Origin of the sequence: Azospirillum sp. TSH64, assembly GCF_003116035.1 — a bacterium.
In the GTDB taxonomy this organism is placed as follows: domain Bacteria; phylum Pseudomonadota; class Alphaproteobacteria; order Azospirillales; family Azospirillaceae; genus Azospirillum.
The window spans coordinates 6,803,952-6,829,760 of the sequence record NZ_LGQW01000015.1 but is presented as its reverse complement, the minus strand read 5'-3'; the positions used below and the strand labels follow the sequence as shown (position 1 = coordinate 6,829,760).

The 25,809-nt window shown below is 66.7% G+C and carries 17 protein-coding genes; 5 read left to right on the top strand and 12 right to left on the bottom strand.

All coding sequences use genetic code 11. The annotated features are described in order from the left end of the window. A partial coding sequence (locus TSH64_RS32060) for a calcium-binding protein (protein WP_199237714.1) occupies positions 1–7,851 on the bottom strand: 7,851 nt, incomplete at its 3' end. Between the two features lie 68 nt (positions 7,852–7,919). Beyond that, on the bottom strand, positions 7,920–8,957 hold the full coding sequence (locus TSH64_RS32055; RefSeq protein WP_199237713.1) for a TIGR03032 family protein: 1,038 nt from the start codon (positions 8,955–8,957) through the stop codon (positions 7,920–7,922). 322 nt (positions 8,958–9,279) lie between these two features. Here TSH64_RS32055 and TSH64_RS32050 point away from each other — a divergent pair, with 322 nt between their 5' ends. Further along, complete coding sequence (locus tag TSH64_RS32050; RefSeq protein ID WP_109451248.1) at positions 9,280–11,070, top strand: tetratricopeptide repeat protein; 1,791 nt, start codon at positions 9,280–9,282, stop codon at positions 11,068–11,070. A gap of 23 nt (positions 11,071–11,093) precedes the next feature. Here the strand turns inward: TSH64_RS32050 and TSH64_RS32045 are convergent, their stop codons facing one another. Together TSH64_RS32045 and TSH64_RS32040 are read right to left on the bottom strand one after the other, a co-directional pair. Then, a complete protein-coding gene (locus tag TSH64_RS32045) occupies positions 11,094–11,258 on the bottom strand; it encodes a hypothetical protein (protein WP_199237712.1) in 165 nt (54 codons plus the stop codon). A gap of 253 nt (positions 11,259–11,511) precedes the next feature. Beyond that, positions 11,512–12,231 (bottom strand): GntR family transcriptional regulator, encoded by a 720-nt coding sequence (locus TSH64_RS32040; protein ID WP_109451246.1) that lies wholly within the window; start codon positions 12,229–12,231, stop codon positions 11,512–11,514. A 204-nt stretch (positions 12,232–12,435) separates the two neighbouring features. Between TSH64_RS32040 and TSH64_RS32035 the strand changes: the two genes are divergently transcribed. Genes TSH64_RS32035 through TSH64_RS36500 form a run of 4 tightly spaced genes read left to right on the top strand, consistent with a single transcriptional unit; the run spans position 12,436 to position 17,470 of the window. After that, on the top strand, positions 12,436–13,269 hold the full coding sequence (locus TSH64_RS32035) for an ABC transporter ATP-binding protein (protein ID WP_199237711.1): 834 nt from the start codon (positions 12,436–12,438) through the stop codon (positions 13,267–13,269). A 40-nt stretch (positions 13,270–13,309) separates the two neighbouring features. Then, entirely contained in the window at positions 13,310–14,329 is a 1,020-nt protein-coding gene (locus TSH64_RS32030; RefSeq protein WP_109451244.1) for an ABC transporter substrate-binding protein, read from the top strand. Further along, positions 14,329–15,072 (top strand): ABC transporter permease, encoded by a 744-nt coding sequence (locus tag TSH64_RS32025; protein ID WP_108547429.1) that lies wholly within the window; start codon positions 14,329–14,331, stop codon positions 15,070–15,072. The genes TSH64_RS32030 and TSH64_RS32025 overlap by 1 nt, the downstream gene beginning before the upstream one ends. Before the next feature lie 34 nt (positions 15,073–15,106). Further along, complete coding sequence (locus tag TSH64_RS36500) at positions 15,107–17,470, top strand: hypothetical protein (RefSeq protein ID WP_109451243.1); 2,364 nt, start codon at positions 15,107–15,109, stop codon at positions 17,468–17,470. Between the two features lie 102 nt (positions 17,471–17,572). Here the strand turns inward: TSH64_RS36500 and TSH64_RS32015 are convergent, their stop codons facing one another. The 8 genes from TSH64_RS32015 to TSH64_RS31980 form a co-directional block, all read right to left on the bottom strand. Continuing rightward, positions 17,573–17,791, bottom strand: coding sequence for a hypothetical protein (locus tag TSH64_RS32015; protein ID WP_109451242.1), 219 nt, complete (start codon positions 17,789–17,791; stop codon positions 17,573–17,575). Positions 17,792–17,983: 192 nt separating this feature from the next. Continuing rightward, positions 17,984–18,688, bottom strand: a complete 705-nt coding sequence (locus tag TSH64_RS32010; protein WP_109451241.1) for a hypothetical protein — start codon at positions 18,686–18,688, stop codon at positions 17,984–17,986. Positions 18,689–18,892: 204 nt separating this feature from the next. Next, positions 18,893–19,699 (bottom strand): hypothetical protein, encoded by an 807-nt coding sequence (locus TSH64_RS32005; RefSeq protein WP_109451240.1) that lies wholly within the window; start codon positions 19,697–19,699, stop codon positions 18,893–18,895. A 27-nt stretch (positions 19,700–19,726) separates the two neighbouring features. Beyond that, positions 19,727–20,968, bottom strand: a complete 1,242-nt coding sequence (locus TSH64_RS32000; protein WP_109451239.1) for an ATP-grasp domain-containing protein — start codon at positions 20,966–20,968, stop codon at positions 19,727–19,729. After that, positions 20,965–21,762, bottom strand: a complete 798-nt coding sequence (locus TSH64_RS31995) for a hypothetical protein (RefSeq protein ID WP_247873267.1) — start codon at positions 21,760–21,762, stop codon at positions 20,965–20,967. Before TSH64_RS31995 ends, TSH64_RS32000 begins: the two co-directional genes overlap by 4 nt. Position 21,763: 1 nt before the next feature. Further along, a complete protein-coding gene (locus TSH64_RS31990; protein WP_109451236.1) occupies positions 21,764–22,831 on the bottom strand; it encodes an ABC transporter substrate-binding protein in 1,068 nt (355 codons plus the stop codon). Beyond that, complete coding sequence (locus TSH64_RS31985) at positions 22,828–24,828, bottom strand: MFS transporter (protein WP_109451234.1); 2,001 nt, start codon at positions 24,826–24,828, stop codon at positions 22,828–22,830. Before TSH64_RS31985 ends, TSH64_RS31990 begins: the two co-directional genes overlap by 4 nt. Then, positions 24,828–25,604 (bottom strand): hypothetical protein, encoded by a 777-nt coding sequence (locus tag TSH64_RS31980; RefSeq protein WP_109451231.1) that lies wholly within the window; start codon positions 25,602–25,604, stop codon positions 24,828–24,830. Before TSH64_RS31980 ends, TSH64_RS31985 begins: the two co-directional genes overlap by 1 nt. Between the last annotated feature and the right edge of the window lie 205 nt (positions 25,605–25,809).

Genomic DNA, 25,809 nt, shown 5'->3' with positions numbered 1-25,809 from the left:
TCCGCCGACCAGCGTCTCGAGGTTCGACGCCAGCATGGTCGAGCCGCGGTTGCCGATGGTGATGGCGTCCAGCCCGGTCCCGCCGGTCAGCGTCTCCAGCATGCGCAGCAGCGTGGTGTTGCCGCCGTCGCTCAACGTGACGATGTCGGAGCCGGAATTGCCGACGAGGATCTCCAGCCCGGCGACCAGCAGGGTCGAGCCGCCGCCAAGTTCGCCGACCACCGCCACGTCGTTGCCGGAACTGCCGACCAGCGTCTCCAGCAGATTGACGACGAAGGTGCCGCCGCCGTCGGACAGCTGGACGACGTCGCGCCCGCTGTTGCCGATGACGGACTCGATGCCGACGATCCGCACCGTCGTGCCGCCGGTGCCCAACGTCACCACGTCGAGCCCGCTGCCGCCGATCAGCGTTTCCACCGCCACGGTCATCAGCGTGCTGCCGCCGGACCCCAACGTCACCACGTCCAGGCCGGACCCACCGACCAGCGTCTCGACACCCAGCACCACCAGCGTGTTGCCGGTCGCCGCGAGGGTGATGAGGTCATTGCCGGTGCCGCCGGTGATCGTCTCGAACAGCGACACCATCGCCGTGTTGCCGGTGTCGCCCAGCAAGAGCAGATCGGTGCCGGCACTGCCGGTCAGCGTCTCGATGCCGCGCAGCAGCACGGTGTTGCCGCCATCGCCCAGCGTCACCGCGTCGTTGCCTGCCCCGCCGACGAGGATCTCGAGCTCCGACACCAGCAGTGTGTTGCCGGCCGAGCCGAGATAGACCACGTCATTGCCGCTCGACCCGGTCAGCGTCTCCAGACCGGAAACCAGCAGCGTGTTGCCGCTGGTGCCCGACACCCGGTTCATGTCCGCCGCACTGTCGAAGCCGGCGGTGGCGAGCGTCACGATGTCCAGCCCGGCCCCGCCGGTCAGCGTCTCCAGCTGCGACACCAGAAGCGTGTTGCCGCCGGTACCAAGCCCGATCACGTCCAGCGCGGTTCCGCCGACCAGCGTCTCGAGGTTCGACGCCAGCATGGTCGAGCCGCGGTTGCCGATGGTGATGGCGTCCAGCCCGGCCCCACCGGTCAACGTCTCCAGCATGCGCAGCAGCGTGGTGTTGCCGCCGTCGCCCAACGTGACGATGTCGGTGCCGGCGCCGCCGATCAGCATCTCCAGCCCGGACGCCAGGGCCGTGCCGCCGGCCGAACCAAGGAAGATCAGCTCGGATCCGGTGCCGCCGGCAATCGTCTCCAGCAGATTGGCAAGCAGGGTACCGCCGGCGGAACCGAGAGTCACGACATCGGTGCCCGCAGCGCCGGTGATCGTCTCCAGGGCTGAGATCCGCAGGGTGTGGCCGGCAGTGCCCAAGGTTACGACGTCGGTTCCACCGCCGCCGCCAATCGTTTCGAGCCCGGAAACGGACAGGGTGTTGCCGGCCGAACCGAGAGCCACGACATCGGTGCCCAGTCCGCCGGTCAGCGTCTCCAGAGCCGTTGCAAACAGGGTGCTGCCCGCCGTGCCCAGCGAAATCGAGTCGAGCGACGCCCCGCCTGCAATCGTTTCGAGAGCCGAAACCAGCAGGGTGTTGCCGGTGCCGCCAAGGGTGACGACGTCGGTGCCGCTGCCGCCAGCCAGCGTCTCGATACCGCGCAACAGCAGGGTGTTTCCGGCCGAGCCCAGGGCAATGACATCGGTCCCGGATCCGCCGGCCAGACTGTCGATGGCCGAGAGGGAGACGGTGGACCCGGACGTGCCGAGGATGACCAGATCGAACCCCGTACCGCCGACGAGAGTCTCGATCAGATCGGCCAGGATCGTGGTGCCGCCCGCTCCCAATGTGATGACGTCGGTGCCGGCCGACCCTGCCAATGTCTCGATGCCATTGATCAGCAGGGTTGTGCCGGTGGTGCCCAAGGTGACGATGTCGGTGCCGCTGCCGCCGGTCAAGGTCTCCAGCCGATCGACGAGCAGGGTGCCGCCCGCGCCGCCAAGGGTGATGACGTCGGTGCCGACCCCACCGATGATCGTTTCGAGCAGTGTGGCCAGCAGTGTGATGCCGGTCGTGCCGACGATCACCGCATCGCCGCCGTTGGACCCGGTCAGCGTTTCGAGGCGTTCGACGAGAACCGTGCTGCCGCCGGTTGCAAGCGTGACCACGTCGGATGCTGACGATCCGAGGATGGTCCTGTACTGGTTGGAGACGGACAGGGTGCTGCCACCGTCGTCCAGGACGATAACGTCGGCACTGAAAATACTGACCAGGGTTTCCAGCCCGCTCAGATGAAGGGTCTGCCCCGTCGCGATGACGGTTTCGATGTTGACGACGTGAATGGTCGCCCCGCCGGTGCCGATCACAACGACATCGGTGCCGGAGCCGCCGATGAGCGTTTCGATGGCGTCCGTCAGCAGGGTGTTCCCGGCGGTGCCCAGCGTCACGACGTCGGTGCCGGCACTGCCGATCAGCGTCTCGATGCCGGCCACCGACAGGGTGTTTCCAGCGGCGCCAAGCGTCACGACATCGGTACCGGTACTGCCAGTCAGCGTTTCGATGCCGCTCACCAACAGGGTGTTGCCTGCGGTGCCGAGTGTCACGACATCGGTGCCGGCACTGCCGATCAGCGTCTCGATGCCGGCTACCAGCATCGTGCTGCCCGCGGTGCCCAGCGTTACCACGTCGGTACCGGCACCGCCGGTCAGCGACTCGATGGCCGAGACCGACATCGTGTTGCCGGAAGTACCCAGCGTCACGATCTCAAGGCCGTTGCCGCCGGTCAGCGTCTCGATGCCTTGCACGATCATCGATGCGCCGCCGGATGCCACCGTTACGACATCGGTGCCGCTGTTTCCCGTCAGCGTTTCGATGCGCCAAACCAGAATCGTGTTACCGCCGCTTCCGAGTGCCACGACATCCAAACCAGCCCCGCCGGTCAGTGTCTCGATGTCGGAAACCATCACGCTGTTGCCGCCAGTCCCGAACGTCACCACGTCGGTGCCGGCACCGCCGGTCAGCGTCTCCAGCAGTCGCACCAGCATCGTCGATCCGGCAGTGCCGATCATCAGCACATCCGTGCCGACGCCGCCGATCAGGGATTCCAGCCCAACGACCAGCGTCGTGTTGCCGCCGGTCCCAAGAGTTATCGAGTGATCGACAGAGCTTGTGCCGATCAGCGTTTCGATGTTCGAGACGCCTACCAAATAGGTTCCCGAGAGAGTGACGACGTCCGTGGCGGACGAGCCGACAACATAATCGAGATTTCCGACCGAAAGAGTTCCGCCGCCTGTTCCGATCTGAACGGTGAGTGTTCCGCTCCCCGAGGCGGTGATCGCCTCGATGTTGCTGAGTGTTATGGTTTCGGTGGTGCTCAGCATATAATTGACGATGTCGGACCCCGCGCCGCCGACCAGCGTGTCGATCTGCTTAACGGCAAAACTGCTGCCAGCGTCGCTCAACGTAACGATGTCGATGCCCGCGCCGCCGGTTATGCTCTCAAGCGCCGACATCATCATGGTGCTGCCGGCGCTGCCGAGCGTCACCACGTCGGTGCCGGCACCGCCGGTCAGCGTCTCCAGCAGTTGCACCAACATGGTGCTGCCGAGCGTACCGATGGTGACGACATCGGTACCGGCACCGCCGGTGAGCGTCTCGATTCTGGACGCCAGCAGAGAGTTTCCCGCTGTCCCGAGCGTCACGACATCGGTGGCAACGCTGCCGGTCAACGTCTCGACAGCCGAGATCAGCAGAGTGTTGCCACCGGTGCCGAGCGTCACCACGTCGGTGTCGGCACTGCCGGTCAGGGTTTCCAGCAGCCTCGCCAACACGGTGACGCCGCCGGTGCCGAGCGTCACGACATCGGTGGCAACGCCGCCGATCAACGTCTCGACAGCCTGGATCAGCAGAGTGTTGCCACCGGTGCCGAGTGTCACCACGTCGGTGCCGACGCTGCCGGTCAGGGTTTCCAGCAGCCTCACCAACATGGTGCTGCCGACGGTTCCGATGGTGATGACATCGGTGCCGGATCCGCCGGTCAGGGTTTCCAGCCGAGAGACGAGCATGGTCGTACCGGCGGTCCCGATGGTCACGGCATCGGTGCCGACACCACCGGTCAGCGTCTCAAAATCCGACACCCTTGTGGTGACGCCGGTCGATCCCAGGGTGATCACGTCGGTGCCGATGTCGCCGACAATGGTCGTAACCAACGACACCGTGGCGGTGTTGCCCTGCGTCGCCAGTTGCAAAATCGATGTGCCGCCCGCGCCGCCCGCGGTGATGAATTCCACGCCCGAGACCGAGTACCGTACACCGTTGCTGCCGAGCGAGACGGAGTCGGTTCCCGCACCGCCGATGATGGTTTCGATGCTATAGACGGCAATCGTATTGCCGGTATTGCCCAGGGTAACGATATCGATACCAACGCCGCCGAGCAGGGTTTCCAACCCGGACACCAGCGTGGTGTTCCCTGACGAACCCAGCGTGATGATATCGATGCCAGTCCCGCCGATCAGGGTTTCTATTTGCAAGGCCGTCGTGGTATTGCCCGCAGAACCGAGCGTGATGACGTCACTACCAATCCCGCCGGTCAGGGTCTTCAGCCCCGACACCGTCATGGTTGAGCCTGCTGTGCCACCCAGCGTGATCACATTGGCGCCGGCGGTGCCAATCAGCGACTCCAACGCGCTCACCCGCATCGTGCTGCCGGCTGATCCGAGTGTCACGACATCGGTACCGGCCCCCCCGGTCAGCGTTTCGATGCCGGTCACGCTCAACGTGTTGCCGGCGTTGCCGAGAGTCACGACATCGGTACCGGCACTCCCGGTCAGGGTCTCGATTGCCGCGACCGCCAGGGTGCTGCCCGCGGCATCGAGCAGGATGAGGTCGGTGCCGCTGCCACCGAGCACGGTTTCCAGCCTCGAAACCAGCATCGTGCTGCCAGCGGTACCGAGCGTGATGACATCGGTGCCGGATCCGCCGGTCAGGGTCTTGAATCCGATCGCAGTCAGCGTGTTGCCGGCAGTGCCCAACGTCACGATGTCGGTGGCGGCCCCACCGATCAGCGTCTCGATACCGGACACCAGCAAGGTGTTGCCCGCGCTGTTCAGTGTCACCACGTCGGTGCCGGACCCGCCGGTCAGCACTTCGACAGACGACACCAGCATCGTGCTGCCGGCGGCACCCAACGTCACGATGTCGGTGGCGGCCCCGCCGATCAGCGTCTCGATACCCGACACCAGCAAGGTGTTGCCCGCGCTGTTCAGTGTCACCACGTCGGTGCCGGACCCGCCGGTCAGCACTTCGACAGACGACACCAGCATCGTGCTGCCGGCGGCACCCAACGTCACGATGTCGGTGGCGGCCCCGCCGATCAGCGTCTCGATACCCGACACCAGCAAGGTGTTGCCCGCGCTGCCCAGCGTCACCACGTCGGTGCCGGACCCGCCGGTCAAGATCTCAAGGCCCTGCACGCTCAGAGTTGAGCCAGCCGTGCCCAGAATTACGGCATCGGTGCCGCTGTCTGCTATCACCGTCTCGATATCGGTAACCAGCATCGTGCTGCCGGCGGTTCCGAGCATGATGACATCGGTGCCGGCGCCACCGGTCAGCGTTTCGAGAGATGAGGCCGACAAGGTGTTGCCAGCCGTGCTGAGAATCACGGTATCGGTGCCGGTGCCGCCGATGAGCGTCTCGATATAGGTAACCAGCATCGTGCTGCCAACGGTGCCGAGCATGATGACATCGGTGCCGGCACCGCCGGTCAGTGTCTCGATGCCGGAAACCATCACGCTGTTGCCGCCAGTGCCTAACGTCACCACGTCGGTGCCGGCACTGCCGATCAGCGTCTCGATGGCCGAGACCAACATCGTGTTGCCGGAAGTACCCAGCGTCACAACGTCGGTGCCGACACCGCCGGTCAGCGTCTCGATGGTCGAGACCAACATCGTGTTGCCGGAACTACTCAGCGTCACGACCTCAAGGCCGTTACCGCCGGTCAGCGTCTCGATGCCTTGCACCATAATCGATGCGCCGCCGGAGCGTACGGTCACGACATCGGTGCCGCTGTTTCCCGTCAGCGTTTCGATGCGCCAAACCACAATCGTGTTACCGCCGGTTCCGAGTGTCACGACATCCAAACCAGCCCCGCCGGTCAGTGTCTCGATATCGGAAACCATCACGCTGCTGCCGCCGGTGCCAATTGTCACCACGTCGGTGCCGGCACCACCGGTCAGGGTTTCCAACAGCCTCACCAGCAGCGTGCTGCCACCGGTGTCGAGCATGATGACATCGGTGCCGGAGCCGCCGATGAACGTCTCGATTCTGGAAGCCAGCAGAGTGCTTCCCGCAGCATCGAGCGTCACGACATCGTTGCCGGAGCCGCCGGTCAATGTCTCGGCAACCGAGATCAGCACAGAGTTGCCACCGGCGCCGAGAGTCACAACGTCGGTGCCGAGGCCGCCGATCAGGGTTTCCAGCAGCCTCGCCAGGAGCGTGCTGCCGCCGGTGCCGAGCGTCACGGCGTCGACGGCATTTCCACCGATCAGCGTCTCGATGTCGGACACCAATGTCGTGTTGCCGCCGGAGGCGAACGTCACGATATCGGTGCCGGCACCGCCGGTCAGGGTTTCCAACAGCCTTACCAACATGGTGCTGCCGGCGGTTCCGAGTGTCACGACATCGGTACCGTTACCCCCGGTCACCGTCTCGATGCCGGTCACACTCAGCGTGTTTCCGAGTAAATTCAAAGTTATGACATCTGTGCCGGTCCCACCGAACAGCGTCTCGGCTGCCCCGAGCAAGAGAGAGTTGCCCGCCGTGCCGAGCAGGATGACATCGGTGCCCCCGCCGCCGATCACCGATTCCAGCCTCGATACCAGAATCGTGTTGCCGGCGGTACCAAGCGTAACCACGTCGGTGCCGACCCCACCGGTCAGCGTTTCGACGTCGGCTACGCCGAAGGTCGCGCCGATGTTGCCCAGCGTGATGACATCGGTGCCGGCGCCGCCCGTCAGCGTGTTGATCTGCGACAGCGTCAGCGTGTTGCCGGAATCTGCCAGCGTCCTGACGACCGGCGCGATGTTCCTCAGATACAACAGGGTGCCGTTGGAGACGCCATAGAGCGCGTCGAGGTCGCCGTCGCCGTCGAGGTCGGCCAGGGCCGGCATCGGATAGGCTCCGGTGACGAGGCCGTAGACAGCCGTCCCGACGAGCGAGAAGGTGGGGGAGGATGTCGTCCCGATGTTGATGGAAACGACATCCTTGTTCACGAGGTCGAGATCGCCGTCACCATCGAGGTCGACGAGGACCGGTCCATTGAAACTGTCGCCCGCCGTCATGCCGAAGAGGTTCGTTCCCTCCAGCGAAAAGGTCGGCGACGACGACGTTCCGTTGTTGCGGTAGAGAAGGATGCCGTTGGAATTGTCCCCCATCAGCAGATCGGCGTCGCCGTCACCGTCCAGATCGGCGAAGGTCGGAGCCAGATAGCGGCCGGTGACGATGCCGAAGAGGTTGGTTCCCTCCAACGAGAAGGTTGGAGACGACGACGTCCCGCCGTTGCGGTAGAACTGCGTGCCGCCGTTGTTGCTGCCTATGAACAGATCGAGGTCGCCATCGCCATCGATATCGACGAGGCTTGGTCTCGCATATGTATTGAAGCCGGAAAGTCCGAACAGGTTCGTACCCTGCAGGGAATATGTCGGCGCCAGCGTCGTTCCGACATTGGCGAAATACACCGTCTGGCCAAGCTTGGTGCCAACCAGAAGATCCAGATCGCCGTCGCCGTCGAGATCCTTGAGCACAGGTGCGGCGTAATCCCCAATGTCGCTGAGGCCGATAGAATTGGTGCCGACAAGGGTAAAGGTTGGAGTGGTCACGATCTTTCAGCCCCTGAAATGAATTTGTCGACACCGCACCCGTTCACCGGTCGCCATCAGGCGCCCGGTCAATTCAAAATTTCCGTTGGAATGGCCACCGCGTCGGCCAGCGCCCGCGCGTCGAGCAGACCCACCGCCTCCGCCCGGCGCACGCCGGGAAGGATGGCGACGTCGTACAGCTCGTTCACGGTGTGATGGAGCCACAGCATATGCGCCACGGTCCCGCTGTCCGTATCGACCACGGCCAAGCCGCACTGGGCGGAAACCCCGGCCCTATTCAACGCCGGCTCAAGCGGCAAAGCGCTCAACGTTCCGTGGTCGCCGCGTGGACGCGACAGCCCGACGACCGCCCATTTGCCATGGAAGGCCAGTCCGCGCGCGAAGCCGGGGCAGAAGCAGATCGGCTCGAAGCGGCCGCTGTCGTCCACCGTTCCAAGTTCGCCAGTGCCGGAATTGAGCAGCCACAGCCGGCCACGGTGCCAGCGCGGGGAGTGGGGCATCGACAGGCCGGCACAGGCAACCTCGCCGGACGGGACATCGATCAGCACGCCGCCATCGGCCCGGCGCTCCCGCCAGCCTTCGATGACGTCGCAGCGGCCCAATGCCGTCGCGAACCTCGGCCGGCCGTCCTCGCCGAGCGCCATCCCGTTCAGATGGCAGCGGTCCTCGTTGCGCAGGGCGGAAATGAAGGCGGGCTTCCAGACCGGACGGAATCCCCGGTCGGCGTCAGGAACGGCAAGACAGCTGAAGCGCGTGTTGACGAAGACCGGGATGCCGTCCGGTCCGACCGCGATGTCATGGATATCGACGTCGCCGGTCATGTAGCCCAGACGCGGCACATAGAGGCGGTCTGCGCCCGACGGCGTGCGGTCGGATGGCTGAAGCGTGCTGGCGAAGCGCCAAAGATGGGATTGCCCGCCGACCCACAGTGCGGTTCCGTCGGCGCACAGGCCCTGGCAGCGCTGCACCATCCGTTCATGGGCCTTCAGACGCCCACCCTCCCCCAGCCCGAGGAAGAAGAGCCTATGTGCCTCATAGGTCGAAAACGCGATGGCGCAGCCGACCGTTTCCAGCCAATCCGGCAGGTTGGGCGTGCCTTGCAGCATGGGCTGAGATCGTTCTTCGGCCACCATCCGACCACTCTTCCCTGTCGTTAGGCCCATCATCCCGGATGAACCCTTAGCATACACCGTAAAACAAACTAAAATTATTAAGAGAGTAGATAATTTTCTCGGAGATCCCGATTTCACCACATCCAAAGATGGAAGAGACTTGAACGAGTATCCGTACATGAACGACCAAAGGTGGTGGAAGTCGGGGCCGCCCCCGGATTTCGCTCCGCCGAATCGGACGGATGCCGCCCCCATGCTCCAGTTCTCTCCATGGCAGATTTACACCGGCCCGCCACCTTTCCCAGGAAACTCCTTCATGCCCGCCCCAACCTCCGATTTCGCCGATCAAGCCGTTGCCCTTACCCACCGCGGTGCCGCCGCCCTGGCCGGCGGACTGGAGGCATCTGCCGTTTCCTGTTTCACCGCGGCGGCGATACTGGCGCCGCACCGGGCAAGCATCTGGCACAATCTCGGCGAGGCGCGGCGCGCCCTTGGCCAGATGCCCGGCGCGGCGCGGGCCTACCATCATGCCTTGCGGTTGCGTCCGGCCTATCCGAAGGCCTGGACCGGACTGGCTTCGCTGCTGCTCAAGGGCCGCCGTTTCAAAGCCGCGGCGCGAGCGGCGATGCGTGCACTCGCTCTCGATCCGGGCTTCGCCGAAGCGTGGTCGGTCGCCGGTTCGATTCTGCTGGAGCGGCGGGCGATGGAGCGTCTGCCGCTCGTCCTTCGCCGGGCGGTGCGGCTGGCTCCGGACAATCCTCCGCTGTGGCTGGCGCTGGCCGGCGGGCTGGGTCAAACGGGAAAGCCGGATCTTCCGCTTGCCTGTGCGCAGCGCGCGGTCGCGCTGTCGCCCGACCGGCCGGCCGGCTATGTGAGCCTTGCCGGCTTCCTGATCCGGCTGGGCAGGCTCGACGCCGCGCAGGTCCTGCATGGCCGGCTGCACCGGCTGGCGCCGCTGGAGGGACATGCCGAAACCGGCGACAGTCTGGTGGCAACCCTGCGCGGCGATTTCGCGACCGCTGTGCAGTTCGCCCGCCGGTCGCTCGTCCTGCAACCGGCTTCGGCGGCGGCCCTGATCAACCTGTCCCTGGCCGAACATGGCAGCGGACAGGCAGACACGGCGCGCCGCGGCAATGAGCGCGCCCTGGCGATTCATCCCGAGAGCGATGTCGCGGGCTTCAACCTGTCGATGGTGCTGCTGGCGGAGGGCGACTTCGCCACCGGCTGGCGCCTCTACGAATCCCGCTGGCGGATGGAGGGTGTGGCCTATCCGGCCCATGCGCCACGCTGGACCGGCGGCAATCCGGCGGGACGCTCACTCCTGCTGGTGGCCGAACAGGGACAGGGAGATACGCTGCAATTCGTCCGTTATGCCCCGATGCTGGCGGCACTCGGCGCCCAGGTCCACCTGATGGTGCAGCCGGCATTGGTCCGGCTGCTGTCCGGGCTTCCCGGCATCGCCTCCGTCCGGTCGCTGACGGAGCCGCCACCGGCCTGCGATGCCTGCATTCCGCTGCTCAGCCTTCCCTTGGCGTTCGGCACCGGTCTGGCGACCATTCCGGCCGCCGTCCCCTATCTGAGCCCGTCCGGGCAGGAGCGTGCCGCCTGGAAACGGAAGCTCGATGCCGAGGATGGACTGAAGGTCGGTCTGGTCTGGGCCGGTTCGGCGCATGACGAGCAGTTCGTCGCGCATATGGTCGACCGGCGGCGCAGCCTGCCGCTTTCCGCGCTGGCCCCGCTCGCCGGCATTCCGGGCGTGAGGTTCTACAGCCTGCAAAAAGGCCCACCGGCGCGCGAAGCACGGTCATCCGGCCTCGACCTCGTCGACTGGATGGATGCGGTTGAGGATTTCGCCGACACCGCCGCGCTCGTCGCGGAACTCGACCTCGTCATCAGCGTGGACACCTCGGTGTGCCATCTGGCCGGCGCGCTGGGACGGCCGGTCTGGATGCTGTCGCGCCACGATGCCTGCTGGCGCTGGCTGCGCAACCGGTCCGACAGCCCCTGGTATCCAACCATGCGCCTATTCCGCCAGGACCGGCCGGGCGACTGGCCTCCCGTCATCCTTCGGGTCCGCGCCGCCCTGGAACGGTGGGCTGTGCGGTGAGAATCCGCCGGACGCGAAACCTGCTATTGGCCGACCGGCAGCAGCCCGCTGACACCGATCGCCACCGGCAGCTTCGCCGGGCCGGCAGGCACGGTCTGCGAAAAGGCTGGCTGGGCAAGACCGAGTGCGGCCAGCAGCGACAGGGTGCCGGCGACCAGGGCGGTCGAACGAAGGATCAGATCGAGCATGGGGCTGGCTTTCAAAAATCTGGCTTTCAAATTTTGAAATTCGGATCGGTTGTCGACAGCGGGATGTCCGGGCGACGGCGATGACCTGCCGCAGATCGCCATCCCTCCTCGTTCGGGGTCGTGTGCAGCGCTCTCCACTCACCATCTGAAGAGACCATAGACCTATTTTATTCCTACTGTAAAGATAGCGATTTGAAATTTTGATATACAAATAATTCATGTTTTATCAGGCCGGGATGTCCGCCGCCCAACCCTACCCTTCCCAGCGGTGGGACAGGATGAAGCTGTAGCGTTCGGATCTGATGTGGAACACCGAACGGTCGGCGCAGCCGCCGCCGACGAAGACGGAACGGCGGTCCATCACCAGCACCGGCGCGCCCGCCGGCAGGTCGAGCGCCGCCGCCACCTCCGCCTCGGCCGCCGCCGCCTTCACCTCGATCTCGGCGCCGCCGACCGGCTTGCCGACGATGTCCTGCAGGAGGCCGTAGATCGGCTTGTGTCCGGCCGCCTGCCAATCAACGGGCTCCAAAGCCGGCGGCAGCAGGCTGCGGCCCAGGGCCACCGGCTCGCCATCCACCAGATGCAGGCGGCAGACTTCCAGGCAATGGGGGCCGAAATCCTCCCGCAGGTCCGGCGGCGTCGCGACGATCCGCGCCGAGATCGGCTGCATGGTGGCGTCCAGCCCCTGAAGCCGCAGGGATTCGTGGAAGCTGCGCAGGCGGTCGAGCGGATGTTGGACGCGCTTGCCCGCGGTGAAGGTGCCCTTGCCCTTGCGGCGCTCGATCAGCCCGTCCGCCTCCAGCCGGTCGAGCGCCAGCCGGACGGTGACCCGGCTGACGCCGAAGCGGGTCCCGATCTCGCTTTCGGTCGGCAGCCGCCCCGACGGCTCGAACAGACGGGCGGCGATCTCGTCGCGCAGCCGGTCGGCGATCTGCCGGTACAGCGCCGTCGCGTTGTCTCGCACCACGGGCACCCTGGCGTCCCTCCCCGATTGATCGACCCGGCCAACGGATCGAGGCCGCCTTGATGCCACCGGCAACGGGACGGCTCAAGCCTCGATACCGTCACGCTGCCGGCTGCGTGAATCCGATTCAATTCCCTAGTTGCCACGTATTTTATAATATGTATTATATTGTATTATCGAATTGAGGCGGTTGATCGGGGGGATAAAACGGACATGGACTGTGGAATTCAGACCTCTCCACCCAGCAGCCGCTTCGATGCTTTTTCCGGAGATCGCTCCGGCGGTGCCGACTTCCACGTCGATGGTGTGGATTTCGCTTATGACGGTGCACATCCTGTGTTCCGCTCGCTGGCGCTGTCCGCCCGGCCGGGAGAGTTCGTGGCGCTGCTCGGCCCGTCGGGCTGTGGCAAGACCACGCTGCTGAACCTGCTGTCCGGCTTCCTGCCGCCCGATGCCGGCCGCATCACCATCGACGGCGAAACGGTGACGCCGGAGATGCCGGCACTGGGCTATGTCTTCCAGTCGCCGCAGCTGTTTCCCTGGCTGGACGTGCTCGACAATGTCCGTTTCGGCCTGCGGATGGCGGGCCGGCTGCCGGATGCGGAGCAGCGGGACAAGGCGCTGGCGGCACTGGCACTGGTCGGGCTGGAGGCCGCGGCCGGCAAGTTTCCCCACCAGCTGTCGGGCGGCATGCAGCAGCGGGTGGCGCTGGCCCGTGCGCTGGTCCTGGAGCCAGGCCTGCTGCTGATGGACGAGCCCTTCGCCGCGCTGGACGCCATCACCCGCGCCACCCTGAACGAGGAACTGCTGCGGCTGTGCGGCCGGCTCGGCCAGACGGTCCTGTTCATCACCCACGACGTGGAGGAGGCGGTGTTCCTGGCCGACCGCGTCGTCCTGCTCGGCATCGCTCCGGCCGGCATCCACAGCGAACTGACCATCGACCTGCCCCGCCCCCGCCGCCTGCGCGAGACGCGGCGGCTGGAACGCTTCACCACCCTGACCGACACGCTGCTGGAGCGGATTTCCGCCATCGTCGCCGCGGCCTGAGCCGCCCTGCGAATCAGCCCAGACCAAAAGGATTTCGCGCATGAACCGGATGTTCGCCGCGGCGCTGTCCGCCGCCCTGTACGGCTCCATCGTTCTGCTCGCCGGCATCGCCCCGGCCGGGGCTGCCACAACGGGTGAAAGCCGGCCGCTCCGGATCGGCTGGGTCTTCGCCATGGCCAACGCCCCGGCGCTGGTCGCCGACCGCAAGGGCTTCTATGCCGAAGAGGGGCTGACGGTGGAAGCCAAGCCCTTCGGCGACGGGCCGGTCATCCAGCAGGCGTTGGCCGCCGGCGAGCTGGACGTCGCCTATATCGGCGCGCCACCGGTCTACCAGTGGGCGGCGCGCGGTCTGGACAGCCGCATCCTGGCCAAGGTCAATTACGGGCAGGCGGCGGTGATCGCCAACAATCCCGCCATCGCCAAGCTGTCCGACCTGCGCGGCCGCAAGGTCGCCGGGGTGGCGCGCGGCAGCGGGATGGACGTGCTGCTGCGCGGCGTCGTGCTGAAGGAGGCCGCCGGACTCGACGCCGACCGCGACCTGTCGGTGGTGTCGATGCCGGTCGGCAACATGAACGCCGCGCTGGACAGCGGTACGGTCGACGCCGCCTTCACCTGGGAACCCTTCATCAGCCAGCAGGTGCTGCGGGGAAGCGCGCATGTGCTGTTCGACGTCAACCAGGCGCTGCCCGGCTATACCTGGTACGTGGTGATGGCGCCGAAAAAGACGCTGGCGGAGCGGCCGGACGATGTGGTGAAGCTGCTGCGCGCCCATGCCAAGGCCATCGCCTGGCTGTCCGACCACCCGGCCGAAGGTGACGCCCTGATCGCCGAGGCGTTCAAGCTGGAACCGGTGAAGCGCGCCGACGGCACCGAGATCGCCCCGGCCGCCGTCGCCGCCGAGGCGCGCAAGCGGCTGGGCTGGTCGGACCGGCTGGAGGACAGCGACCTCGCCTTCATCCAGCGGCTGATGGACACATCGCTGGCGCTCGGCTTCATTCCGGCGCCGATGAAGGCGGCAGACATCGTCGACGGCTCCTACCTCCGCCGGGCCGGCCGCTGATGCGGACCCGGCTTTACGGCTGGGCGGCCTTCCCGGCGCTGCTGCTGGTGTGGAGTGCGGCCGCCTGGAACCTGCCGCCCTATGTCCTGCCGCAGCCCTGGGCGGTGGCGGCGGAGGCTGTGCGCTGGCTGGACAGCGGCCAGCTCGCCGCCCATGTCGGCGCCAGCCTGCTGCGCGAGGCCGGCGGCTTCGCCGTCGCCGTGCTGGGCGCGCTGGCGCTGGGTCTGGCCGGCGCACTTTCGCCGGGCTTCCGCGCCTTTTCCGCCCCGCTGACCGGCTTGTTCATGGCAATCCCGCCCATCGCCTGGGCGCCGCTGTCGATGATCTTCTTCGGGCTGGGCTATGTCGCCATCACCATGGTGATCGTGGTCGCCGCCCTGTTCCCGATGGCGGTGACGGTGCAGGAGGGCTTCCTCGCCATCCGCAACGGCAACCTGCGCGCCGCCCGCGTGCTGGGCGCCCGCCGCTGGCAGCTGATCCGCCACGTCTATCTGCCGGCCTCGCTGCCCTTCCTGACCGCGGCACTGCGCATCGGCTTCAGCCAGGCGTGGCGGGCGCTGGTGGCGGCCGAGATGCTGGGCGCCTCGCAGGGGATCGGCTGGATGGTGGCGATGGGCGGCCAGATCGGCAACGCCACCCAGGTGCTGCTGGGCGTCGCGATCATCGGCATGACCGCCTGGATCACCGAAAGCCTCGTCTTCCGCCGCATCGAGCGGCGCTACCGCCACTGGCACCTCGCCTGACCCGATAACCCGCAAAACCGGAGGAAACGCCGCCATGTCAGAAGCCCAGCCGCCTGTCCGCCACATCGCCCCCGTCGGGCTGTACGAGCGCAACAAGGACCGCCCCTTCCTGGGATCGACCAGCTGTTCGCACCGCCGGCTGGTCGCCGGCGAATGGACCGAACTGCAACTGGTCTACGAGGTCGGCGCCTCGGGGCTCGCCGACGGCGCCGGCATCAAGCTGGCGATGAAGTTCTATTCGGACTGGTCGCTGTTCCAGACCAGCGACCCGCAGGCGGCCAATTACGTCTCGGCGGAGTATGAGGCCGGGCCGCTGGTGCCGGGGCAGAGCCCGGCGACGATCCAGGCGCTGAAGGTGCGCTTCGACCAGAAGGGCCACGAGCGCCCCTATCAGAAGGCCATCGTCATCGACGTGATCGACGGCTATCTCAATCCCGGCGATCGGATCGTCATCCGGCTGGGCGACCGGCGGCGCGGCGGGCCGGGCACGCGGGTGCAGAGCTTCGTTGAGCAGGGATTCCGCTTCCGCGTCTTCATCGACCCGCTCGGCAGCCAGAAATACGCCGAAGTGCCGGGCGATTGCGTGATCGACATCGTTCCCGGCGCACCGGCCGCCCTGCGTCTGGTGGCGCCGCGCCTGACGGCACCCGGCCCGGCCAGCCTCTTGCTGCGCGCCGAGGATGTCTGGGGCAATTGCTGCACCGAAGGCTCGGTCGATGCCACCCTGACCCTGGCGGGACCGCAGGGTGAGGCAACCGAGCAACTGACGCTCTCGCCCAACCCGGACGCCCATGGCTGGCTGGTCCATCGCCAGGACGCGGCGTTGTCGGCGGGCGACTGGCGCATCGCCGCCACCGCCGACGGGCTGGTCCCGGCCGAAGCCTTCGTCACCGTCGAAGAGAACGCGCCGCGCGCCTACTATGCCGACCTGCATGTCCATTCCAACGACACGGTCGGCACCAACGACACCGCCTACAACCTGTCCTACGGTCGCGATATCGCCGGGCTGGATGTGCTGGGCTACACCGCCAACGACTTCAACGTCACCGAAAAGGCCTGGAGCGAGGCGGTCGGGCTGATCGACCGCTTCAACCAGGCCGGCCGTTTCGTCTGCTATCCCGGCACCGAATGGTGCGGCAACTCGGCGGCCGGCGGCGACCACAATGTCGTCTTCCTGCGCGACGGCGTGCCGCAATTCCCCACCGACAGCCGGGGCCAGCCGGTCCGCTCCTTCGAATGGAACGAGTCCACGCGCGGCAAGCTGCGCCCCGGCGCCTGGCCGCTCGACGATCTCTATGCCGCCTATCAGGACGACCCGGAAGGCCATCTGCTGATCCCGCATGTCGGCGGACGGCGCTGCAATCTCGACTGGCACCATCCCGAGCTGGAGCGGCTGATCGAGATCGGCTCCGCCTGGGGCCAGTTCCACTGGGTCTATGCCGAGGCGCTGGCCCGCGGCTACCGGCTCGGCGCCTCGGCCAGCAGCGACGAGCACCAGGGCCGCTGCGGCGGCGGGGCGCCGGCCACCGCGGTGTTCGGCGCGCGCGGCGGGCTGACCGGCGTGCTGGCCGACAGGCTCGACCGCGCCACCATCGGCCGGGCGCTGCGCGCGCGCCGCACCTTCGCCACCACCGGGGAGCGCAGCTTCGCCAGCCTGCGGCTGGGCCAGCAGTGGATGGGCGAGGTGGTCACGGCGTCCGGCGGGGACGAACTCGACTATCGTGTACTCGGGGACCGCGGCTGGGAAAGCCTGCGGCTCTACGACGGCGAGACTTTGCTGTGGGAGCGCGACCTGCACCGCGAACTCGGATTGTCGGACCGCCGCATCCGCCTGCGGCTGGGCGGCGCCCGCATCAAGGACCGCTATCGCGGCGCCTATTGGAGCGGCGGCATCACCGTCACCGGAGCGGCGGTGCAGCGGGTCGAGCCCTTCGGCTTCGACCATCCGGAGCAGGGCTGCTGGCGGCAGGATGCCACCACGGTGGCTTTGCGCACCGTCACCCACGGCGACACCGACGGGGTGGAACTGACGCTGTCGCAACTGGCCGGCACGCGCATCCGGGTGCAGCTCGACATCGGCACCTATGTGAAGGTCGGCAACCCGCTGACGCCGCCGCCCAACCCGCATGCGCCGGAGGCGGTGCTGGACATCGACGGCGACGCGCTGCTGGATGCCGCCCGCTCGCCGGCCGGAGCCGTCAGCCGCCTGCTGCCCGGCACGGAACTGGAGGTGACGGTGGAGCGTGTCACCGAGGCGCCGCTGCCCCGCGATCTCGCCGGCCGCATCCCGCTGGCCGGACTGGATCTGGCGGCGGGCCGCGAGCATCCGCTGTTCCTCACCGGACGGCAGCGCGACCAGTCGCGGGTGTGGACCTCGGCGCTGTTCCTGACGGTCTGAGGCGGCTCACGCCGCTCCGGCAGGAACCGAAATGCGGGAAACCGTTGTCGCCGGTCGAACGGCTGGCGACAACGGCACCGGCGTCCTCGGCCCGATTGCGGATCACTGCTTCCGGGCTTGCCGGGAACAATCCGGCCACGGACAGCCGCAGGAGGGGAACCGGCAATCGTCGCCGTTCACATCGCATGCCTGGACAGCGATCTTGTAGCGCAGGCCGAACTCGTCGTCCGCGGTGATCAGCCCACAGGCAGCATGCGCTTCCAAGTCGACACGCGCCGCCTGGAGGCAAACGCGCGCGATCTGCTTCGGATCCTTCATCATGGCACTCGCCTCGGTGTCATTCCCGGAGATGGAACGCACAGATGCGGCATCCGGACCCTGACACTTCCGAATGCCTACTTCCGGGACAGGTGACACCCAACGACGAGTATGCAGGTCAACGCGGCAATCCGCACCTCCAATATCCTGCGGGCATGCTTTGGCGGGAGACCGATGCGGCCGCTGCCGGCAGCCCTATGCTGTCCCTTCGGCCACGGCGGCACTCAGCCTCACGACGGTATCGGCCAGGTTTACGCCGATTTCCATCTCGACCTTGTCCCAGGGCATCGCCTTCCATTTGCCGTCCTGCGCACATTTGTCGCAGAGCTTCCGGGTCGACGAGGACATGTTGACCTCTTTCGGCGAGCCCGCCCGGACGTAGAGTTCATAGGCCTTCTGCGCATTGGCCTCCGAGTTCACCTTCTTGTTCAGGATCAGCCCGAAAAGCTCCATATTCTCGGTCGAATATTCCTTTTTTGCCTGCTTCAGCAGGAGCTTGTACCAGTATGGCGATTTGAAGAAGCCGTCGAGGTCATCCGGCCAGCTCCCGAACCGTTCCAGATCCATGAAGACGTTGGCAGTGATCTTGTTGAGCGACGCGACCATCGCGGCGCAGGCGTCGGCGTAAACGTCGTCCCCATCCTGCCGCGCCGCCTTGCCGGCGGAGTCCAGCGTCGGGATGTAGTCCGAGGCGGCAGACTGGAAGGCGCGTGCGGACTTCTCCGCCTCCTTGACGGTCTTGGCCGCATCGTACGCCTTCAATGACTTCTCAAACCCGGTGGAACTGATTTTGGAAAAAATTTTCCCGAATCGGCTCTTCGGATCGGGCTTCTTCTTGCCGGTGTCCGCCTCGAATTTGGATTTGGCCTTCTTCCAGGACTCCAGATATTTCTTTGCCATCGCTTACTCTTGAATTTTACGATTGGTGTTTGTTAAATTTTTGCCCCTCTCTGGACCGCGGCTGCCGTTCCATCAAGGACGCCTTTCCGTCCAACACGGTTTTTCCTTCCGGTGATCGGCATCCATCGGACCGGACAGGGCGGGCGTTTTGCCCGCCCTGCTCCGACTTGCGCAGGCACCATCCGGCACCGACCCGGCGGCGGATCAGGCGTTCGCGCGCGAGTTGACGAGCTGGACGACGCCTTTGCAGGCTGCCGAAAACTCCTTCATATGGTCGAGGATCACCTTCGGCGTGGCATCAACCGGCACCTTGACCGGCTCGGCCGCGCTGCTCTGGTTCGCCCAGGGATCCAGCTTCTTCTTGAAGAAGTCGGGATCGGCCAGGAGACCTTCGATCTTGCGCGCGAACACCAGCTGCATGGTGATGTCGCGGGCCAGAGTCGGGAACAGCTCGTTGTAGGTTTCCGCCGTCGGCTTGGCCTTGACCTTGGCAACGCCGGCCGCCGCGCGGGCCAGCGCGCCGTTGATGTTCTTTTCCCAGTTCTTGAGCATCTTCTGCTCGACAGACAGATCCTTCTCCGCCTCATTGAACTTCTGGGTATACATCCCCACCGCGGACTCGATGGTGGCTTCCAGCGCCGCCAGCTCCTTGACCAGGAACTTCAACGCCTTCTCGTAGTTCGTCTTGAAATCCTTTTCCGTCCGCTTGTCGAACTCGGCGTAGATTTCCTTCTGAAGGACTTCGAGATAGCCCTTCTTCGCCTTGGAGAAATCCTTCGACGCGGCCAGGAACGCCGCGACGACCTTCTTGCCTTCCTTGACGTCGGTCGAGTTGGTGGTGTCGCAGGCGGAGAGCGCCTTCTCGCACTTCTTCAGCGAACCGGACAGGCCGGTGTGGCTGCCGAAGGCATTGAAAATGCCCTTGCTCTCCTTCGGCTTATGCTTGCCGGTGAGAGCCTCGAACTCTTTCTTGGCCTTGTCCCACTGCTGATCGTACGGAGTGTGCGCCATCTAATCCTCCTCACGGGGTCGGTTGAATCAGGGAGTTACGACCGGTTGCAGGCTCTCTTCCATGTCACGGATCGCCGCCCAATCGCGCTCGAACACGGCCCGGTCGGTGTGGGAGAGGTAGATTTTCGCCAGCACCTGGGTCAGGTCGAGCGTCGGGACGATCCGGGCACCGATGCGCGGCACGATGCCGTAGCCGCGGACGCTCTCGAACCGGTCCAGCACGCTGAGGTCGGGAAGCGCCTCCACACGGCCGGAGACCAGCACCGGCAGGTAGAGCACCATGGCGTCGGCCAGGAAGCGGTAATGCCCATCGGCACCACCGGGGCAGACCCCGCTGTCGAAGGCCTCGACCAGCAAATCCACCTGGTCATGGCCGGTGCCGTGACCTATCGCGGTGGTCGATCCCGCCGGCCCCATGGCCCGTGCGGCGATCTCCACCAGCGCCGGCCCGCGGGAGGTCAGCCGCACTTCGGCATGGGCGGCGCCGTCGGTGATCTCCAGCGCGTCGAGCGTGCGCCGGATGTAGGACATGAGCTGGACGGACCGCTCATCGTCCGGCGGCAGCAGGCGGTAGTAGTCGTAAACGAAAGGCGAGCCGTTCAGCGTGCGCTTGGCCGACTGCAGCACGTCGCAGACATAGTGCCGGCCATTGCGGCTCACCGTGTTGACCACATATTCATCGCCGTCGAGATAGGTCTGCACCAGCGCGCGCCGGTTCGGCGTGCCGCAGAAATTGCGGCTGGAGAGGATCGACTCCACGGCCTCCCGCAACGCCGGAGCGCCGTCGCAGAAATAGACATGGTCGGTTGACGCGCTGTCGAGCGGCTTGGCGACCACCGGCCAGCCGGCGCCGGCCGCCCAGTCCACCGCCTCCGCCCCCGACTCCACCATGGTCTGCCGGGCCGTCAGCAGGCCTGCGGCACCCAGCCGCTCGATCATCATGTATTTGTTGCGCCGCGCCGCCGTCAGCTTGGGCGTGTTGCCCGGCGTGCCCAGCGCCGCACCGAGAGCGTCGGCCAGTTCCACGGCGGACTCGTTGCCCGGCAGCACGAAGGAGGGGCTGTGCGCGCGCATCCGCTCGGCCAGGGCCGGGAGGTCACCGTCGAACAGGACCAACTCGTCGAAGTCGCCGGGAACATAGCTGAGAAGCAGCGAGGGCGCGAGATCGGGACGGCTCTGCACCGCGATCACGCGGTAACCGCGCGCGCGCAGCCGGGGAGCGAGCAGATGTCCGGTCGAGTAGGGATCGACGACGATCGCTGTCTTCATGGGATGGCCTCCAGTTCGGCAGGAGCGGTCGCGCGGCGGGCGGCGGCAGCCGGGCGGGCGTAGATCATGAAGGGCTCGTCGCCGCAGAAGGTGACGGTGCGCCCGACCAGCCCCGCCTCGAAGGCGGCGTTCTGCGCCGCATGGTCCGCGACGCGCAGGGCACGGTCGGTTCCGGGCTCGAAGGCCGGCGGCGGCGCCTGCATGTCGCGGTGCAGCAGGTAGCGCAGGCGGCCGCTGTGCATCACCAGGATGCGGCGGGCGGTGAAGCCGGACGCCAGCATGTTGGAGAGGCTGACCGGGTTGGACAGCGCCACCCGGCTCAGCAGGTGCGGCCGGCCGGCTCCCAGTGCGTAGAGCGTGCGCATGGTCACCAGAAGGCGCTGGAGCCCGTTGCCCCGGAAGTCGGTATGCACCATGCAGCTCGACATGTGGGCGGTCGCCGTCACGTCGGGGCCCCCGCCCGGCAGATCATCGGCGAAGGCCGGCATCCCCGGTTGCGGCAGGCCGAGAACGGCGCAGCCGATGAGGCGGTCGCCGCCCGGTGCGCCGTGCGTCTCCAGACCGAGCGTGACGCCGCGCTCAGCCATATGCAGGCCGGAGAATTCCGGCGTTTCGGGGAAATAGGCGTCGATGTCCGGAAGGTTGCCGAAGATGAAGGCGCGGAACCGCTCCAGCGCCGGAAGATCGTCGGCGTCGAGGAAACGCACGCGGTAGGGAATGCCGGAAGGCTGTCCGCTGCACAGGCTCAGAATGCCTTGGTGGAGGGTCTGGGACGGTGAGGACACGACCGGCATGTCAGGCATCCTTGACGATTTCGGCGATGTTGAGCAGACGCATCGGCGGGTAAAGGTCGAGACGCTTGGCGGTGTTGATGCGCAGCAGCAGGGAGAAGCGGTTCAGCGTCTCCACCGGTATCGCGGTGGCCGGCTTGGCTCCGCTCAGGATGTCGTAGGCCTTCAGCCCGGCGAAGCGGCCGACATTGACCGCCGGGCTCACCAAGCCCATCAGCAGGCCGGAGCGGCGGATCGGCAGTTCGGTGGAACAGAAGGTGGCGACATTGTTGGCCAGAGCCGCGTCGGCCACCGCCTGGCTGTTGTTCGACGCCACCAGCGTGTCCGGACCGATATAGACCAGTTCCGCCCCGGCCCGCGCCACGTCACGGATCAGGTCGGGAATGGCGTCGGGATTGGGCCTGCCGGATCCATCACGCGGAACCGCGCCGTCGATGATCTCAACCCCCTGGCGGGCCGCCTCCTCCTTCAGGTCGCGGACGGCGACGACCATGTTCTCTTCGGCCGGATTGTAGACCGCCGCGATCTTCTTCCAGCGCCGGTAGGCCAGCATCGTCTTCAACTGGACCGCCACCGGGGCGATGTGGCGGGTGCCGGTCACCGCCCGGCCCGGCTGCTCCAACGAACGGACGATGCGCGAGGCGACCGGGTCGGTGACGGAGGTGAAGACCACCGGCACATCCGTCAGGAACTTCGAGGGATCGGGATCGTCGTAGCGGCCGACGGTCGCCAGCGTCAGCGGCGTGAAGACGGTGAGCACGAGGTCGGGGCGGGCGGCGCGGATGTCCGGCAGCATGCCGGCCACCGCGGACGCCTGCTGCACCTCGCGCACGTCGATCTTCGCCTGCATGCCCATGGATTCGAGCAGATCGCGGAATCCGAGCACGTCGCCGACATCCTTGCGCGGCGTCAGCACGATGATGTTGGCCGGCCGGTTGCCGCGCCCGGCCGTGACCGGATTGGGCGTCGGGGCTCCCGCCGGGCTACCCGCCATGGCGGCTGCGGCCGGGCCGGATGCCAGGAGCGCGCCGGCGGAGCCGAGGAGCAGCGAGCGTCGGGTCACGGAGGTCATGCCGGGTCCTTCTGGGGGAGGTCAGCGGAGGGCCGCCCGCCGGTGGCGGCCAGCAGGAGAAGCTGGGCGGCGACACAGGCGGCCAGCACGATGCCGATGCCCTTCATGGCGCCGTGGTAGCCGTAATAGGCGAGGAACAGGCCGGCCAGGAACGGCGCTATCACCGACCCCATGCGCTCGATCAGCCGGAACATGCCGATCACCGTGGTCTCGCCGAGCGTCGAACGCTCCCGCACGCAGGATTCCGCCAGAAGCGCCATCTGCGGAGTGTTGACCAGCGCATGGGCGAGGCCGAGCAGGGCGACGCCGGTGATGGTCATCGGCAGCGTCCCGGAATTGGCCAGCACATAGGCCGCCCCCGCGGCGATCACGCCGCCGATCGCCAGGAACGGGGTTCTCCGCCCCGAACGGTCGGACAGGTGCGCCACCAGCGGCGACGCCACGATCATCATCAGCCAGTAGAGAAGAAGCACGCGGCCGATCCACGATTGGCTGACCCCGCTGTCGTCCAGCGCCAGCGGCAGCAGGAAGAACAGCAGGGCGGTCAATCCGAACTTCGCCGGCACGGCGCTGAACAGGGTCACCGCCACGAAGCGCGGATTGGTCAGGCAAACGCCGACGTCGCGCAGCCGCAGCCCACGGGTCTTGGCCTTGCCGCCGTCGACATGCCGGGGCAGGAGGTGCCACGCCATCAAGGCCGCTGCCAGCGCCAGCGCCGCGGAGACGATGAAGGTCATGCGGAAGCCGATCTGGTCGGCGACGACACCGCCGATGGCCGGACCGCAGACGCCGGCCGTCAGGATGCCGCCGGCATAGAGCGCGATGGCGCCAGCACGCCGGCGCGGATCGGTGGCATCGATGACGAAGCCCTGCGCGGCGATGAAGACACTGGCATAGCCGACCGCGGTCAGGCAGCGGGCGACGATGAGCTGGATGAGATCCGTCGCCAGGCCGGACCCCAGCAGCCCAAGCGCCGAGAACACCGCGCCGGCAAGGAAAACGGTGCGGCGGCCCCGGCGCTCCGACACGTTGCCGGCAATCGGCTGGGCGACGGCCCAGAGCAGCATGAACAGCGCGATGGGCGCGCCGATCACCAGCTCCTTGCTGAGGCCGGGCACCGGCTCGAAGAGATCCTTGATATAGACGGACAGGAAGGTGCGGGTCAGTTCCTCCGCCAGGGCGAAGACGAAGATGGCGAAACGCAGCTCGCTGATCCTCTGCATCGTCACGATGCGGTCGCCGGCGGCGGCGCGCGTTTCGGCTTTTTCTCCCGGCTGAAGCGGGGCGGCCCCCTCCGCATCGCGCATCACGTCGAGCGCGCGGTCTATGGCACGGCCGAGATGCCCCACCTCGTCGCGCCCGCGCAGCCCGGTCCGCAAGGTCAGCCTGCCCTCGGCACCCTCCTTGAGAACGTCGCCGACCCGCTGAAGCGGTGCCGTCACCGAACTGCCGACCACCAGCAGCAGGATTTCGATGTTCAGAAGGATGGCGACGATCAGCACCGACCCGAGATCGAAGACGATGTCGTTGAGCGCCGCTTCGACCGACCCGGCAGGAACGCCGACATGCAGGAGCGCCGGCACACCGCCGCCGACGGTCAATGCGGCATCGATGTAACGCCCGGCCACCGCGCCGTCGGCGTCGCGCGCCGCCAGCAGGTCGCCGGCCCGCGCATCCGGGGCGCCGGCGAATGCGGCGATCCTGTCGCCGACCATCAGAGCGATGTAGTTGACGTCCGGATTGACCGCGAGGGCGTCGGCGAGGATTTCGTCGACCCCGTTGAGCTTCTCCACCTCGAAGCCCAGCGACACCGCCCGGTCGATCTGCGCGACGATGTAGCTGCCGACGACCTCCGCCTTGCGCGCCAGCTCCGGCTCCGCCTGGGGACGGAAGAGCGTGTTGAAATGGGAGGTCTGGACGACAAGGCTGACCAGCATGAGAACCGACACGAGGCCGGTGAGCAGCCAGTTCAGCCGCTTGATGAAGGTGAGTTCCATCAGGCGACCTCCACCGGCGCCGCCTTGCGCTCGTCCATGCCCTGCCGGCGGCGCGCGGACACGCGCTCCACGAAGCCGGCAAGTCCCGGGGCGAACGCCGCGATCTCCGGCGGAACGACCGGCCGCCCGCCGTCGGTCGCGGCCTCGACGATGACCGCCGCCTCCCGCAGGGACCGCTGAAGGCGCCGCATGACCAGCCAGACGACGATCAGGCTGATGACGTAGCAGGTGGCGAGGTTGATCGCGCCGGAAATCGCCAGTTCCGGGATCGTGCCGCGGATGCCCGCGCGCAAGGCGTCCAGGGAATAGGTGAGCGCGACGCCGCCGGCGACGCCGCCATAGGCGTTGCCGATGCTGAGCAGCAGCACCTGTGAGCCACCGTCGACGATCTTCGCCCCCCGGTCGGTCTTGCCGTCGCGTTGGAAGGCCGCGAGCCAGTTGTCGGGCAGCGTGCCCCGGACCGCACTGCCGCCGGCCGCGCCCAGCACCTCGCCCTTGTCATTGAACAGCATCAGCCCGGTGATCTGGAGGTCACGCACCAGGGCGCGCTGGATCATTTCGTCGAGGTTGCGCAACGCGTTCAGCGCAACGCCGAGGCTCACCGCACCTTCGACCTCGCTCGACAACCCATGGGCAACGACCCGGAAGCGCGAAGCCACCGTCTCCTCCACCATGCGCTCCATTTTGAGATACGAGAGCACCGCGGTCGAGGCGAGCGCGAAGCAGAGCGCCACCTGAAGCAGGAGCATGATCTTGGTCGACAGGGTCAATCGCATTGTCGGTCGCTTGGCTGATCGCAGATTTGTCTGCTCGGATTTGCTGCCGGGCCTGGAACTCGGATTCAGCCGACCTTAACGCAAATCAACCGGGCTCGCGGACGAGACGGGTCCAGAGTGGACGCGTCCGGCGTGCAGTGGCCGGGGCCGACATTCATTTAGTGTGCATATGACCTAAGTAATATCTCCACAATCTGAGCGATAG

Excerpts from the sequence above, each read along its gene's own strand:
- TSH64_RS32000 (WP_109451239.1), bottom strand. The coding sequence starts at position 20,968 with ATGAAGACAGCGATCGTCGTCGATCCCTACTCGACCGGACATCTGCTC.
- TSH64_RS32055 (WP_199237713.1), bottom strand. The coding sequence starts at position 8,957 with ATGCTGCAAGGCACGCCCAACCTGCCGGATTGGCTGGAAACGGTCGGC.
- TSH64_RS31985 (WP_109451234.1), bottom strand. The coding sequence starts at position 24,828 with ATGGAACTCACCTTCATCAAGCGGCTGAACTGGCTGCTCACCGGCCTC.
- TSH64_RS36500 (WP_109451243.1), top strand. The coding sequence starts at position 15,107 with ATGTCAGAAGCCCAGCCGCCTGTCCGCCACATCGCCCCCGTCGGGCTG.
- TSH64_RS31995 (WP_247873267.1), bottom strand. The coding sequence starts at position 21,762 with ATGCCGGTCGTGTCCTCACCGTCCCAGACCCTCCACCAAGGCATTCTG.
- TSH64_RS32050 (WP_109451248.1), top strand. The coding sequence starts at position 9,280 with ATGCCCGCCCCAACCTCCGATTTCGCCGATCAAGCCGTTGCCCTTACC.
- TSH64_RS32035 (WP_199237711.1), top strand. The coding sequence starts at position 12,436 with ATGGACTGTGGAATTCAGACCTCTCCACCCAGCAGCCGCTTCGATGCT.
- TSH64_RS32045 (WP_199237712.1), bottom strand. The coding sequence starts at position 11,258 with ATGCTCGATCTGATCCTTCGTTCGACCGCCCTGGTCGCCGGCACCCTG.
- TSH64_RS31990 (WP_109451236.1), bottom strand. The coding sequence starts at position 22,831 with ATGACCTCCGTGACCCGACGCTCGCTGCTCCTCGGCTCCGCCGGCGCG.
- TSH64_RS32025 (WP_108547429.1), top strand. The coding sequence starts at position 14,329 with ATGCGGACCCGGCTTTACGGCTGGGCGGCCTTCCCGGCGCTGCTGCTG.
- TSH64_RS31980 (WP_109451231.1), bottom strand. The coding sequence starts at position 25,604 with ATGCGATTGACCCTGTCGACCAAGATCATGCTCCTGCTTCAGGTGGCG.
- TSH64_RS32005 (WP_109451240.1), bottom strand. The coding sequence starts at position 19,699 with ATGGCGCACACTCCGTACGATCAGCAGTGGGACAAGGCCAAGAAAGAG.
- TSH64_RS32010 (WP_109451241.1), bottom strand. The coding sequence starts at position 18,688 with ATGGCAAAGAAATATCTGGAGTCCTGGAAGAAGGCCAAATCCAAATTC.
- TSH64_RS32015 (WP_109451242.1), bottom strand. The coding sequence starts at position 17,791 with ATGATGAAGGATCCGAAGCAGATCGCGCGCGTTTGCCTCCAGGCGGCG.
- TSH64_RS32030 (WP_109451244.1), top strand. The coding sequence starts at position 13,310 with ATGAACCGGATGTTCGCCGCGGCGCTGTCCGCCGCCCTGTACGGCTCC.